This is a genomic window from Mesorhizobium sp. C268A, from assembly GCF_040324475.1.
Lineage (GTDB): Bacteria > Pseudomonadota > Alphaproteobacteria > Rhizobiales > Rhizobiaceae > Mesorhizobium.
This window is the reverse complement of the sequence record NZ_JAMYVX010000003.1, coordinates 362,196-375,489: the sequence shown is the minus strand read 5'-3', so window position 1 is coordinate 375,489 and position 13,294 is coordinate 362,196. Positions and strand designations below refer to the sequence as shown.

Below are 13,294 nucleotides of genomic sequence, written 5' to 3'. Positions count from 1 at the left end.
TCGAGAGAGAGTTACAATGGGTTCATTTTCGATTTGGCACTGGATGATCGTGCTGGTGATCGTGCTGCTGGTGTTCGGCCGCGGCAAGATACCCGAGCTGATGGGCGACATGGCCAAGGGCATCAAGAGCTTCAAGAAGGGCATGGCCGACGACGATACCGCCGAAGACAAGCGCACCGTCGAGCACCGCCCGGACGAGACCGTTTCGGCAGTGAAGGAAAAGGCCAGCAAGAGCTGAGCCGAAGGTTGTTGCTTTTGTGCAAGTCGTTGTCCCAAAACCGCTTCGCACTTTTGGGCGACAAGCACTAGTCGGAACTGATTGCCATGTTTGAAGTCGGCTGGACCGAAATGCTGGTGATCGCGATCGTCATGATCGTGGTCGTCGGACCCAAGGATTTGCCCAATATGCTGCGCACCTTCGGCCGCACGACGGCGAAGCTGCGTGCCATGGCCTCCGACTTCCAGAAGCAGTTCAACGAGGCGTTGAAGGAAGCCGAGCTCGACGACGTCAAGAAGTCTGTCGATACGCTGCGCGGCCTCAATCCGGCGGCCGAAATCCGCAAGCAGCTCAATCCGTTCGAACAGGCGGCAGCCGAGGTTCGCTCCGGCGTCGATGCGGTGATGAAGCCGAAGCCCGCCGTCGACCCCTCAACGCCCGCGGCAGAAACACCACAGCCGGCCGAGCCGCTCAAGAACGGCGCGACGGTGATGCCGGGTGTCAACGGACCGGAGACAGCGCCGGCGGCGCCGATCCTTCCGGCGATGACCGATCAGGCGGTGGTGACACCGGCTGCAGCAACAGCAGCGCCACGAAACGCGCGCGCCAAGGGGGCCGCGATATCAAAGGCCCCTGCAACCAAAACAGCGGCAGCCAAGGCAGCACCGGCAAAGCCGGCGCCTGCGGCGAAGGTGGCGGCCAAGCCGTCAGCGGCGCCCGCCAAGGCTGCACCTGGAAAAGCCGCCACCAAGCCCGCTGCTGCACCGAAGGCAGTCGCAAAGGCTGAGCCGAAGCCTGCGCCGGCCACGAAGCCCGCGTCCAAGAAGACGGCGGGGGCCGCCAAGTGAGCATTACGGACAGCGAAAAGGACGAGATCGAGAAGTCGTCGGCTCCGCTGATGGAGCATCTGATCGAACTGCGCCGGCGGCTGATCTGGTCGATCGGCGGTTTCTTCGTCGCCTTCCTCGTCTGCTTCTTCTTTGCCAAGAAGCTGTTCAATCTTTTGGTCGTTCCGTTCAAATGGGCCACGCAGTGGGCCGGGCTCGATCCGCACAAGGTCGAGCTGATCTATACGGCGCCGCAGGAATTCTTCTTCACCCAGGTCAAGCTCGCCATGTTCGGCGGCATGGTCATCGCCTTTCCGCTGATCGCCACGCAGATCTACAAATTCATCGCGCCAGGCCTCTACAAGAACGAACGCAACGCGTTCCTGCCGTTCCTTATCGCATCGCCGATCCTGTTCCTGATGGGAGCGTCGCTGGTCTATTTCTTCTTCACGCCGATGGTGATGTGGTTCTTCCTCGCCATGCAGCAGGCCGGCACCGACGACCAGGTGCAGATTTCGCTGCTGCCGAAAGTGTCGGAATATCTCAGTCTGATCATGACGCTGATCTTCTCCTTCGGCCTGGTGTTCCAGCTGCCGGTGGTGACCAGCCTGATGACGCGGGTCGGCATGCTGTCGTCGAAGGCGCTGGCCGAGAAGCGCAAATGGGCGATAGTCATCGCCTTCGTCGTCGCGGCGGTGCTGACGCCGCCCGATCCGATGAGCCAGATCGGTTTGGCGATCCCGACCATCCTGCTCTACGAGGTGTCGATCTGGGCGGCCCGGCTGATCGAGCGCGATCAGGTCAAGCAGAAGCTGGCGCGCGAGAAGCAGGAAGCCGCCGAAGCCGTGGCCGAAAAGGCGGCGGACGCGTCCTCAAAGCAGGCTCGTTCATAGGCTGTCGCGTTCGGGTATCCGCGTTAGCGGAAAAACGCGACAGCCGCTGACCCTCATCTTGCATCGATGAAGGATGCGGTTTACCCCCTCAGCCTTATTCTGAGGACGAACCAACCATGCTTGATATCAAATGGATTCGCGACAACCCGAAGGCCCTTATCGAGGCGCTGGCCAAGCGCTCGTGGTCGGCTGACGAGGCGCAGTCCACGGTCGATGAGCTGATCAAGAAGGACGAAGCGCGGCGCGAGCACGTCACCGAGCTGCAGACCAAGCAGGAACGCCGCAACGCCGCCTCGAAGGAGATCGGCAACGCCATGCGTTCGGGCGACACGGCACTTGCCGAAAAGCTCAAGGCCGAAGTCGGCGATATCAAGACCTTCATCCAGAATGGCGAGGCGTGCGAGCGCGAGCTCGACAAGACGCTGAACGATGCGCTGGCGGTGCTGCCGAATGTGCCGCTCGACGACGTGCCGGTCGGCAAGGACGAGCACGACAATGTCGTCAAGCATATCGTCGGCGAGGTGCCGACCCGGCCGAACTGGGTGAAGGAGCATTTCGAGATCGGCGAAGCGCTCGGCATGATGGATTTCGAGCGGGCGGCAAAGCTGTCGGGATCACGCTTCACCGTGCTGAAGAGCGGGCTGGCGCGGATGGAGCGCGCCATCGGCCAGTTCATGCTCGATCTGCACACGACCGAGCATGGCTATGAAGAAGTCATCCCGCCACTGATGGTGCGCGACGAAGTGCTTTTCGGGACCAACCAGCTGCCGAAATTCGAGGACGACCTGTTCTTCGTGCAGCATGGCGATGGCCGGCTCGGGTTGATTCCAACCGCCGAGGTCCCGCTCACCAACCTGGTGCGCGAAGAAATCACGGCCCATGAAAAGCTGCCGCTGCGCTATACGGCGCTGACGCCGTGCTTCCGCTCGGAAGCGGGCTCCGCCGGCCGCGACACGCGCGGCATGTTGCGCCAGCACCAGTTCTACAAGGTCGAGCTGGTCTCGGTCACCGACCAGGAGTCTTCGCTCGCCGAGCACGAGCGGATGACGCAGTGCGCCGAAGAGGTGCTGAAGCGACTGGAGCTGCCGTTCCGCACCATGGTCCTGTGCACGGGCGACATGGGGTTTGGCGCGCGCAAGACCTACGACATCGAGGTCTGGCTGCCCGGCCAGAACGCCTATCGCGAAATCTCGTCCTGCTCGGTCTGCGGCGACTTCCAGGCCAGGCGCATGGATGCCCGCTACAAGGACCGGGATGGCAAGGGCAACCGCTTTGTGCACACGCTGAACGGTTCGGGCACCGCTGTCGGCCGTGCGCTGATTGCCGTCATCGAAAACTACCAGAATGAGGATGGCAGCGTAACCATTCCTGAAGTGCTGCGGCCTTATATGGGCGGTCTGGCGAAGATCGAATCGAAGTAATGCGCATCCTTCTGACCAATGATGACGGCATCCATGCCGAGGGCCTGGCGTCGCTCGAACGCATCGCCCGCACGCTGTCGGACGATGTCTGGGTCGTGGCGCCGGAGCAGGACCAGTCCGGCTACGCGCACTCGCTGTCGATCTCGGAGCCGCTCCGGCTGCGCAAGATCGGCGAGAAACACTACGCCGTGCGCGGCACGCCGACCGACTGCGTCATCATGGGCGTCAAGAAGATCCTGCCTGGCGCGCCGGACCTGATCCTGTCCGGTGTCAATTCCGGCGCCAACATCGCTGACGACGTCACCTATTCCGGCACCGTCGCCGGCGCCATGGAAGGCGCGCTGCTCGGCATCCGCTCGATCGCACTCAGCCAGGGTTATTCCTATGTCGGCGAGGACCGCGTCGTTTCCTATGAGACCACCGAGGCGCTGGCGCCGGCGTTGCTGAAAAAGCTCGTCGCCATGCCGCTGCCGGACGGCGTGCTGCTCAACGCCAACTTTCCCAACTGCCTGCCTGACGAGGTTGCCGGCACCGTCGTGACGTCGCAGGGCAAGCTGGTGCACAGCCTTTGGGTCGACGAGCGCCGCGACGGGCGCGGCCTGCCTTATTACTGGCTGCGCTTCGGCCGCGAGCCGGTCGAGGGCAAGCAAGGCACCGATCTCCATGCTCTGCACAACCGGCTGGTGTCGGTGACGCCGCTGCAGCTCGACCTCACTGCGCATGAAATCCGTGACCAACTGACCAAAGCGCTGTCTGATTAAGGTGTTCGCATGAAGAAGGTTCTGGCATGAACTTGCCGCTCGACGATCGCGAGGGTTTTGCCGCTTTCCTGCTGCGCCTGCGCGGCCAAGGCGCGGTGCCGAAGGCGCTGATCGCAGCCTTCGAGGCGACGCCGCGGCGCGGCTTCCTCAACGGCCAGTTCCATTCCATCGCCTGGTCGGACGGCATGCTGCCGATCGAATGCGGCGAGGCGATCGAGGGCGCCGATCTGCAGGCGGCGGTGATTGCGGCCCTGGCAATAGAGCCCGGCAACCGGGTGCTGGAGATCGGCACCGGCTCGGGCTACACGGCAGCGGTGATGTCGCGGCTCGCGGCGCGCATCGTCAGCGTCGACCGCTACAAGACGCTGGCCGAGCAGGCCAGGCAACGCTTCGAGGCGCTCGGCATCGGCAATGTCATCGTGCGTCAGGCCGACGGTTCCAACGGCCTTGCCAATGAAGCGCCGTTCGACCGCATCGTAGCCTGGGCGGCTTTCGACAGCCTGCCGCGCTTCCTGCTCGACCAATTGTCGAGCGGCGGCATCGTCATTGCCCCGATCGGGCCGGAGGAGGGCGAGCAGGTGCTGGCCAAGCTGACCAAGGTCGGCAGCCGCTTCGAGCGCGAGGATATCGGCACCGTGCGCCTGCAGCCGATCCTGCGCAGCGTTGCGGCGGTTATTTAGGTGCACTGAAATCCAGGTGAGGCCGGCCTGCAAATGGCAGGTTCCTGCGCATCCGATGCTCACGTGTTTGAGTACGCTCCGCTCCGGCCTTCGCCGGCCGAAGCCGTCATAAATGCCTCCGCTCTATGAAGGCTACGGCCGGCGTAGGCCGGTTCTCAGAACCTGTCATTTTCGACTCGGGCCGATCTGAATCAACGCAGCTTCGGCGCATTCGAAAATGTTTTAAGAAAATTTGCGTCTGATTCTATGGGGTTAACCCGCCAGTAACATTAACGCGCTTTAATCATGACCAGTGTGTACCGGGTCTGTGCGGGTTAGTGCGATGCAATTCAGTGTTTTGAAGGCAAACGGGCGTACTCTGTCGCGGGGCTGCGCTGTCCTCATGCTTGCCGGAATGGCGGCGGGGTGTAGCTCCCAAGTCTCGCGGTTCAATGGTGTCGACGACGTCTTCACCTCCTCGACCAACAATCAGCGCGCCATCATCGACAAGCAGAGCACCGCTCAGCCCTATCCGGGCGACGTGGCGGCCGAGCCGATCGCTGCGGCACCTGTCGATGGCAGCCATAACCAGTCGGTCAGCCGCTCCAGCCTGGAGCCGGTCACCGTCCAGCAGCTGCCGCCGCCGAGCGCGCCCAAAGCTGCTCCGATGCGCACCGCTTCCGCGCCGGCGCTTGCACCGGCACCGCATGTCGACAGAACGACTACCGGCACCGTCCAGCCGGCGAGGCCGTTCAAGAATGCCGGTGACTCCGATCCGAAACCAGTTGCGGCTGGTACGCCGCATGCGACCGAGATCGTGGTCAGCGACGGCGAGACCATTTCCGGCATCGCTCATCGCTATCATGTGCCCGCCGACGTGATCATGAAGGTCAACGGCTTGAGCGCTACCAAGGGGCTGAAGACCGGTCAGAAACTGGTCATCCCGGCCTATGCCTATTCAAGCAAGGGGACAGAGCCGAAACTTGCCGACGGCAAGCCGGCAAACAGCCCCAAGGCGCCGGCGCCGGAGAAGGTCGCCGTACTGCCGCAGCAGCCGAAACTCAAGGACGGCAAGTCCGCCGCGCAGGTTGACGCTTCGGCAGCGAACAAGCCGAAGACCGACAAGCCGGCGCAGACGGCCTCGGCCGCGCCAAAGGCCGGCGCGGGCACCTACACGGTCCAGTCGGGCGACACCATGTCCTCCATCGCCAGGAAGACCGGCGTTGGCGTCGTGGCGCTGAAGCAGGCGAACGGCATGCAGGACGGCCTGCTCAAGATCGGCCAGACGCTGAAGGTTCCGGCAGGTGGCACCGCAACGGTCGCCAGCGCCAAGCCGGCCAAAGTTGATCCGGTGACGACCGCGACCACCCAACCGGCGGCAAAGCCGACGGAGACACTCGCCACCTACACGCCGCCGAAGAAGGACGCCAAGGTTATCCAGCAGGCCGAGGACGACGATGCTGTTGCGCCCGATGCCACCGGCATCGGCAAGATGCGTTGGCCGGTGCGTGGCCGCGTCATCTCCAATTTTGGTGGCGGCAAGGATGGCGTCGACATCGCCGTGCCTGAGGGGACGCCGGTCAAGGCGGCCGAGAACGGCGTGGTCATCTATGCCGGCGACGGCCTCAAGGAATTCGGCAATACGGTGCTGGTGCGCCACGAAAACGGGCTGGTCACCGTCTATGGCCACGCCAGTTCGATCGAGGTGCAGCGCGGCCAGAAGGTCAAGCGCGGCCAGGAGATCGCGCTGTCGGGCATGAGCGGGACCACCGACTCGCCGAAACTGCACTTCGAAGTGCGCAAGAACTCGGCCCCGGTCGACCCCTCTGGTTATCTCGAATAGAACAATAAACGTTTTGCAGGCCGTCTGACCTCCAGTCCGGCCCGCCGGCTCAGCCCGCTCCGCAAGGGGCGGGCTTTTTCAGTGACCTGACGCAAATCAATCAGTCGTTCAGCGGCTTGCCGAGCCGGCCGGCCAGATCCTGGGTGAACTGCCATGCGACGCGGCCCGAGCGGCTGCCGCGTGTCGTTGCCCATTCCAGGGCGTCGGCGCGCAGCTGCTCCGGGTCGATGGTAAGCCCGTGATGGCTGGCATAGCTGTTGACCATGTCGAGATATTCGTCCTGCGAGCACTTGTGGAAGCCGAGCCACAGGCCGAAACGATCGGACAGTGAAACCTTTTCCTCGACCGCCTCGGACGGGTTGATGGCGGTCGAGCGCTCATTGTCGATCATGTCGCGCGGCAACAGGTGCCGGCGGTTCGACGTGGCGTAGAAGATGACGTTGGCCGGGCGGCCCTCGACGCCGCCTTCAAGGGCTGCCTTAAGCGACTTGTAGGAGGTGTCGTCATGGTCGAAGGAGAGGTCGTCGCAAAACAGGATGAAGCGAAACGGCGCCGCCTTCAGCAGGCCCATCAGCCTGGGCAGCGTGTCGATATCCTCGCGATGGATCTCGATCAGCTTGAGCGGCGGGTCGGATTTTGCCCTGGCGTTGATCTGCGCATGCACGGCCTTGACCAGGGAGGATTTGCCCATGCCGCGCGCGCCCCACAACAACACATTGTTGGCGGCATGGCCGGCGGCGAAGCGTTCCGTGTTGTCGACCAGAATGTCGCGCACGCGGTCGACGCCGCGGATCAGGCCGATGTCGACGCGGTTGACCTTGCGCACCGGCTCGAGATAGCCGGGATCGGCCTGCCAAACAAAGCAATCGGCCACGGCAAGATCGGTCTGCGGCACTGGCGGCGGAGCGAGGCGGGTGACCGCCTCGATCAGGCGGTCGAGCTTTTGGTTCAGGGCCTCGATGGTGCTGTCGGTCATGTCTCGTCTTTTATGTTTCCGCACGAACGTGCGTAGGGGCCGAAATCGTCTTGATCCGGGCGAGATAGAAACTGGTTCCAAGCTTTTGTTTGGGCATGATCTTTTGCGAAAACCACGCCCGTATTCCGGGAGCATGCTCTAACACGGGTCAACCGGCCGGAAAAGCAGCTGAAAGCCCGGCCGCGCAGTTGCATTGGTAACTTTACCCACTATATTCCGGCCAAATTTGGCGAGGCCGCCCTACGGCCTTCTTCGTAACCAGGAGTTCTTGATGTTCGTCACACCGGCATACGCCCAAGCTACCGGAACTCCGCTTGGTCCGTTCGGGGATATCGGCATGATACTCCCGTTCGTTCTGATCTTCGTGATCATGTATTTCCTCATCATCCGGCCGCAGCGCGCCCAGTTGAAGAAGCGCCAGGAGATGATCTCGGCCGTGCGCCGTGGCGACACGGTCATCACCGGCGGCGGCTTCGTCGGCAAGGTGACCAAGGTGATCGACGACAATGAGCTTGAGATCGACCTTGGCGGCGGCACCAAGGTGACGGCGCTGCGCTCGACGATCGCCGATGTTCGGGTCAAGGGCGAGCCGGTGGCCAACCAGAACGCCAAGAAGTAAGCCAGTTTCCCAAGCGGAGCGATCCGCGGGCAGAGCTCTGACAAAGACGGCGTATGGTCCATTTTTCGCGCCTGAAAATGATCCTGATCTGGCTTGCTATGGCCACAATGCTCGTCGACGCGCCCAGTCTTCACGCTGCCGGCGCGGACGTGCTGCTTCGATTGGACGCGACCGATGTGATCGATCGCCGGTTGGAGGCGACGCGTGACGAAATCAGGACGCTGCTGCGCGATGCAAGGATCGGCTATACTGGTCTTGCTAAGTCGGGTCGGGCCGTTCAGGTGCATATCACCGACGCCGCTCAGGTCGGCGCGGCCAAGATGGCATTGGAGGCGGTGACTGATCCTGTCCTTGGCAGCGCTGGTCCTGTCCAGGAAGTGATCCTGGATGATACCGGAGCAGCGTTGCTCAAGTTCACGGTAACAGACACAGGTATCAAGTATCGGATGTCGATCGCGCTTGCGCAGTCGATCGTGGTCATTAAGAATCGCCTGCGTGATCTTGGTGTAGCCGACCCAGTAGTGCGGCCAGAGGGCGAAGACGGTATGCTGGTCCGGACCTCGGGCGTTGCGGATTTGCAAAGGCTGACGAGAATTCTCACCCGAACCGGAATGCTGACTTTTCAGTGGGTTGATGAGTCGATGCCGGTCGCTGATGCGATCAATGGCCGGACGCCCGCTGGCTCGGTGGTGGTTTATTCGAAGGACGATCCACCGGTTCCCTATCTGGTTGAGAGCCGAACGATCGTTTCCAGTGACGACATTGTCAATGCTCAGGCGACTTCCAACTCCGTCACAAATGAGCCGGCGGTTTCGTTCACCTTCGATTCCAGGGCAACGGCACGCGTTGCGCAGGCGACCTCGCAGAATGTCGGCAAGCTATTTGCGATGATCCTCGACAACCAAGTGCTTTCGGTGCCAGTCGTCCGCGAGCCAATTCTTAACGGCCGCGGCCAGATATCGGGCAACCTCACCAAGGAGAACGCCGATGATCTGGCCTTGCTTTTGCGTTCCGGACCGATGCCTGCACGATTGAAAATAGTCGAGTAGCGCACGATAGCGCCCGGCGGTGATCAGAATTAGAATGGAACCGACAGAGGCGATTGACGCCGAAACCGCTGCCGGCGGCAGCGCCAAATTGACCTCAGCGCGCTCGACAATCGGCGAAGTGCGGGTTAAGGGCGAGCCGGTGGCAAATAAGAACGCCAAGAAATAACCGAATTGTCGGCGGAACGATCCGCCAGTACGCCCTGACGGACAACGCCATATGCTGTATTTTTCGCGCCTGAAGATGATCCTGATCTGGATCGCCGTGGCCGTCACATTCATCCTTGCCGCGCCAAATCTCTTCCCGGCCAGCACATTGGCGCAATTGCCCAACTGGGTGCCGAAGCGGCAGATGACGCTTGGTCTCGATCTGCAGGGCGGTTCGCACATCCTCTTGCAGATGGACCAGAATGATCTCGTCAAGGCGCAGCTGGAAACGACGCGCGACGAGATCCGCACGCTGCTGCGCGATGCCAAGGTGGGCTATACCGGCCTTGGCGGCACCGGCAGGACCGTACAAGTGCGCATCACCGATCCAACCCAGATCGATGCCGCCAAGGCGGCGCTTAAGCCGCTGACCGATCCGGTCGCCGCCGGCCTGTTCACCGGTGGCTCCATCCAGGAAATGTCCCTGGATGATTCCGAAGCCGGGCTGCTCAAATTCACCGTCACCGACGCCGGCATCAAATACCGCACCTCAGCCGCATTGGCGCAGTCGATCGAAGTCGTCGAGCGTCGCGTCAACGAACTCGGCACCACCGAGCCGATCGTGCAGCGGCAGGGCGACGACCGTGTGCTCGTCCAGGTGCCGGGCCTGCAGGATCCGCAAAGGCTGAAGGAGATCATTGGCCAGACCGCCAAGATGACCTTCCAGATGGTCGATACCTCGATGTCGGTGCAGGATGCGCTGAACGGCCGCCCGCCGGCAGGCTCCTCGGTGCTTTATTCGCAGGACGATCCGCCGGTTCCGTATCTGGTGGAAAATCGCGTCATCGTGTCCGGCGAGGATCTTGCCAAGGCCACCGCAACTTATGATTCCCGAAACAACGAGCCAGTGGTTTCGTTCGTCTTCAACTCGCGCGGTGCGACACGGTTCGGCCAGGCGACGCAGCAGAATGTCGGCAAGCCGTTCGCCATCATCCTCGACAATCAGGTGATTTCAGCGCCGGTGATCCGCGAACCGATCCTCGGCGGCAGCGGCCAGATTTCAGGCAATTTCACCGCCGAAAGCGCCAACGACCTCGCCGTGCTGCTGCGCGCCGGTGCGTTGCCGGCAAAGCTGACCGTGATCGAAGAACGCACGGTGGGCCCGGGCCTCGGCCAGGATTCGATCCATGCCGGCAAGGTCGCCGGCATCATCGGCTCCATTCTCGTCGTCGCCTTCATGTTCGTCGCGTACGGACTTCTCGGCTTCCTCGCCAACATTGCGCTCGCCGTGCACGTGGCGATGATCGTCGGGGTCTTGTCGCTGCTTGGCGCGACGCTGACCTTGCCCGGCATTGCCGGTATCGTGCTGACCATCGGCATGGCGGTCGATTCCAACGTGCTGATCTATGAGCGCATCCGCGAGGAGCGACGGGCCGGCCGTTCGGTCATCCAGTCGATCGACACCGGCTTCACCAAGGCGTTGGCGACCATCGTGGATTCCAACGTGACGTCGCTGATTGCCACGGTCGTGCTGTTCTATCTCGGCACCGGACCGGTGAAGGGCTTCGCCATCACCTATGCCATCGGCATCCTGACCACGGTGTTCACCGCCTTCACCTTCACCCGTCTGCTGGTGTCGATCTGGCTGCGCCGCGCGCGTCCGAAGGAATTGCCGCGTGCGCCGGTGACCTTCGTTCCGGCCGGCACGAAAATCCCGTTCATGGGCATCCGCCGCTGGACCTTCGCACTGTCCAGCCTGCTGTCGATCGCGTCGGTTATCGGATTCCTGACCATCGACATCAACTACGGCATCGACTTCAAGGGCGGCTCGATCATCGAGGTGCAGTCCAAGCAAGGCGACGCCGATATTGGCGATATCAGAAGCCGGCTGTCGGAGCTAAACATCGGTGAAGTGCAGGTCCAGCAATTCGGCGCGCCGAACGACGTGCTGATCCGCGTCGGCACCCAGGATGGCGGCGAGAACGCCGAGCAGACCGTCATCGACAAGGTGCGCGGCGAGCTCCAGGACAATTACGATTTTCGCCGCGTCGAGGTGGTGGGCCCGACGGTTTCGGGCGAGCTGGCCAAGCAAGGCACGATCGCCATGATCATCGCGCTGATCGGCATCCTGGTCTATGTCTGGTTCCGCTTCGAATGGCAGTTCGCGGTCGGCGCGATCGTGGCGACGGTGCACGATGTGGTGATGACGCTGGGCTTCTTCGTCATCACCGGGCTCGAATTCAACCAGTCTTCGCTGGCTGCGATCCTGACCATTATCGGCTATTCGCTCAATGACACGATCGTCGTCTATGACCGTGTTCGAGAAGATTTGCGAAAATACAAGCGAATGCCGCTCCCGCAATTGTTGAACAACGCCATCAACGAGACGCTTTCGAGAACGACGCTGACTTCGGTGACGACCATCCTGGCGCTGCTGGCGCTGGTGTTGTTCGGCGGCGAGGTGATCCGCTCGTTCACCATGGCGATGCTGTTCGGCGTCGTCTTCGGCACCTATTCGTCGATCTTCATCGCAGCGCCCTTGCTGATCCTGTTCAGGCTCAGGCCGCAGGGAGCGAGCGCCGATGAGGAGAAGCCGGTTGGTGGCGGCAAGGCCATGGCGACCTGACGGCCGCGCTGGTGGCAAAAGGCATCGTCATTCGCGAGGCGCATTTCCCCGGACGGGCGCCGATCGAAGCCTACGGCAATGGCGGCTTCCGCTTCGCCGACATGTCGCATCGCGGCTCGCTTCTGTGCCTGCCCTCCGGCATCCACGGCTGGGAGCCGGCCGATCCGCTGGCCCTGACGGCGGCGGATTTCGACCTGCTGCTGGCCGAGGCCGGCAAGGTCGAGATCCTGCTGGTCGGCACAGGCAAGGATTTGCGGCCCTTGCCGACAGCACTTCGGGCGGCGCTGAAAGCGGCTGGCATTGGCTCCGACCCGATGTCGACGGGGGCAGCGGTGCGGACCTACAATGTTCTGCTTGCCGAAGACCGCGCCGTGGCCGCGGCGCTGATCGCCGTCGACTGACGTGACCGATACAGCTGACATCGTCATGGAGACGGTGCGCGCCGGCGACCATGACCGCTATGTCAGCGCACTCTATGCACCGGCCAACAAGCGCGCGGCGCTGTTTTCGCTTTACGCCTTCAATGCCGAGATTGCGTCTGTCCGAGACCGCATCCACGAGGCATTGCCGGGCGAAGTGAGGCTGCAATGGTGGCGCGATGTCATCGCTGCTGAAGCCGCAGCCACAGGCAACCCGCTCGCCGATGCGCTGAAGGCGACGATTTCTGCCCATGGCCTGCCCAAAACTGCCTTCGACAACATGCTCGAGGCGCGCATCTTCGACCTCTATGACGATCCGATGCCGTCGCGCACCGACCTCGAGGGATATTGCGGCGAGACGGCGGCGGCGCTGATCCAGCTGGCGGCGATGGTGCTCGATCCCAATGAGGCGCCGCCCTTTGCCGAACTGGCGGGCAGGGCCGGCTGCGCCCAGGCGATGACCGGCCTGTTGCTGCTGTTGCCGCTGCATCGCCGGCGCGGGCAATGCTTCGTGCCGGCGGATATCCTTGCCGCGGTAGGCTCATCGCCGGAAGAGTTCGTCGGCGGCGACGGCGGCCCCGGCGCTCAGCGCGCGGTGGCTGCGATGATTGCATTGGCGCAGGAGCATCTCCGCGCTTTCGAGCAAGGGGCGTCCGCACTTCCGCAAACGCTGCGTCCGGCGTTCCTGCCGCTGGCGCTGACCAGCGCCTATCTCGGCAAGATGGCGAGTGGTCGTCGCTCGCCGCTTGGCGGCGCAGCCCGGCTTTCGGCTCTGCGTCGGCATTGGCTGTTGCTCAGGCGCGCAACGCGGGGATGGACAGCGAGTTAACGTAGACGTCA

At 62.7% G+C, this 13,294-nt stretch carries 13 protein-coding genes; 12 read left to right on the top strand and 1 reads right to left on the bottom strand.

Annotated elements, in window-relative coordinates:
• The first annotated feature begins 16 nt into the window (after positions 1-16).
• From NKL06_RS28735 to NKL06_RS28705, 7 genes are all read left to right on the top strand, one after another.
• On the top strand, positions 17-238 hold the full coding sequence (locus tag NKL06_RS28735; RefSeq protein ID WP_023681650.1) for a twin-arginine translocase TatA/TatE family subunit: 222 nt from the start codon (positions 17-19) through the stop codon (positions 236-238).
• Between the two features lie 86 nt (positions 239-324).
• A complete protein-coding gene (gene tatB / locus NKL06_RS28730; RefSeq protein ID WP_023691107.1) occupies positions 325-1,065 on the top strand; it encodes a Sec-independent protein translocase protein TatB in 741 nt (246 codons plus the stop codon).
• On the top strand, positions 1,062-1,937 hold the full coding sequence (gene tatC / locus NKL06_RS28725; RefSeq protein ID WP_023667686.1) for a twin-arginine translocase subunit TatC: 876 nt from the start codon (positions 1,062-1,064) through the stop codon (positions 1,935-1,937). Before tatB ends, tatC begins: the two co-directional genes overlap by 4 nt.
• Positions 1,938-2,053: 116 nt before the next feature.
• Positions 2,054-3,358 (top strand): serine--tRNA ligase, encoded by a 1,305-nt coding sequence (gene serS, locus NKL06_RS28720; protein ID WP_023691108.1) that lies wholly within the window; start codon positions 2,054-2,056, stop codon positions 3,356-3,358.
• A complete protein-coding gene (gene surE, locus NKL06_RS28715) occupies positions 3,358-4,119 on the top strand; it encodes a 5'/3'-nucleotidase SurE (RefSeq protein WP_023691109.1) in 762 nt (253 codons plus the stop codon). The genes serS and surE overlap by 1 nt, the downstream gene beginning before the upstream one ends.
• A gap of 26 nt (positions 4,120-4,145) precedes the next feature.
• A complete protein-coding gene (locus tag NKL06_RS28710) occupies positions 4,146-4,799 on the top strand; it encodes a protein-L-isoaspartate(D-aspartate) O-methyltransferase (RefSeq protein ID WP_023667683.1) in 654 nt (217 codons plus the stop codon).
• A gap of 322 nt (positions 4,800-5,121) precedes the next feature.
• Positions 5,122-6,621, top strand: a complete 1,500-nt coding sequence (locus NKL06_RS28705) for a peptidoglycan DD-metalloendopeptidase family protein (RefSeq protein ID WP_023691110.1) — start codon at positions 5,122-5,124, stop codon at positions 6,619-6,621.
• Between the two features lie 100 nt (positions 6,622-6,721).
• On the opposite strand, the gene NKL06_RS28700 is transcribed toward NKL06_RS28705, so the two are convergent.
• The gene (locus tag NKL06_RS28700) at positions 6,722-7,597 is read right to left on the bottom strand and encodes an ATP-binding protein (protein WP_023691111.1); all 876 of its coding nucleotides are present in this window, start codon (positions 7,595-7,597) and stop codon (positions 6,722-6,724) included.
• 271 nt (positions 7,598-7,868) lie between these two features.
• On the opposite strand from NKL06_RS28700, the gene yajC reads away from it, so the two are divergent.
• From yajC to NKL06_RS28675, 5 genes are all read left to right on the top strand, one after another.
• Positions 7,869-8,216: a preprotein translocase subunit YajC gene (gene yajC, locus NKL06_RS28695; protein WP_023667680.1), complete on the top strand. Its 348-nt coding sequence runs from the start codon at positions 7,869-7,871 to the stop codon at positions 8,214-8,216.
• A 53-nt stretch (positions 8,217-8,269) separates the two neighbouring features.
• Entirely contained in the window at positions 8,270-9,265 is a 996-nt protein-coding gene (locus NKL06_RS28690) for a SecDF P1 head subdomain-containing protein (protein ID WP_023691112.1), read from the top strand.
• A gap of 217 nt (positions 9,266-9,482) precedes the next feature.
• The gene (gene secDF / locus NKL06_RS28685; RefSeq protein WP_023667677.1) at positions 9,483-12,035 is read left to right on the top strand and encodes a protein translocase subunit SecDF; all 2,553 of its coding nucleotides are present in this window, start codon (positions 9,483-9,485) and stop codon (positions 12,033-12,035) included.
• A gap of 11 nt (positions 12,036-12,046) precedes the next feature.
• Positions 12,047-12,436: an Mth938-like domain-containing protein gene (locus tag NKL06_RS28680; protein ID WP_023688226.1), complete on the top strand. Its 390-nt coding sequence runs from the start codon at positions 12,047-12,049 to the stop codon at positions 12,434-12,436.
• Positions 12,437-12,461: 25 nt separating this feature from the next.
• Positions 12,462-13,283, top strand: a complete 822-nt coding sequence (locus NKL06_RS28675) for a phytoene/squalene synthase family protein (RefSeq protein ID WP_023691113.1) — start codon at positions 12,462-12,464, stop codon at positions 13,281-13,283.
• Positions 13,284-13,294: the final 11 nt, after the last annotated feature.

Excerpts from the sequence above, each read along its gene's own strand:
- NKL06_RS28700 (WP_023691111.1), bottom strand. The coding sequence starts at position 7,597 with ATGACCGACAGCACCATCGAGGCCCTGAACCAAAAGCTCGACCGCCTG.
- surE (WP_023691109.1), top strand. The coding sequence starts at position 3,358 with ATGCGCATCCTTCTGACCAATGATGACGGCATCCATGCCGAGGGCCTG.
- NKL06_RS28705 (WP_023691110.1), top strand. The coding sequence starts at position 5,122 with ATGCAATTCAGTGTTTTGAAGGCAAACGGGCGTACTCTGTCGCGGGGC.
- tatB (WP_023691107.1), top strand. The coding sequence starts at position 325 with ATGTTTGAAGTCGGCTGGACCGAAATGCTGGTGATCGCGATCGTCATG.
- serS (WP_023691108.1), top strand. The coding sequence starts at position 2,054 with ATGCTTGATATCAAATGGATTCGCGACAACCCGAAGGCCCTTATCGAG.
- NKL06_RS28690 (WP_023691112.1), top strand. The coding sequence starts at position 8,270 with ATGGTCCATTTTTCGCGCCTGAAAATGATCCTGATCTGGCTTGCTATG.
- NKL06_RS28735 (WP_023681650.1), top strand. The coding sequence starts at position 17 with ATGGGTTCATTTTCGATTTGGCACTGGATGATCGTGCTGGTGATCGTG.
- NKL06_RS28710 (WP_023667683.1), top strand. The coding sequence starts at position 4,146 with ATGAACTTGCCGCTCGACGATCGCGAGGGTTTTGCCGCTTTCCTGCTG.
- secDF (WP_023667677.1), top strand. The coding sequence starts at position 9,483 with ATGCTGTATTTTTCGCGCCTGAAGATGATCCTGATCTGGATCGCCGTG.
- yajC (WP_023667680.1), top strand. The coding sequence starts at position 7,869 with ATGTTCGTCACACCGGCATACGCCCAAGCTACCGGAACTCCGCTTGGT.
- NKL06_RS28675 (WP_023691113.1), top strand. The coding sequence starts at position 12,462 with ATGGAGACGGTGCGCGCCGGCGACCATGACCGCTATGTCAGCGCACTC.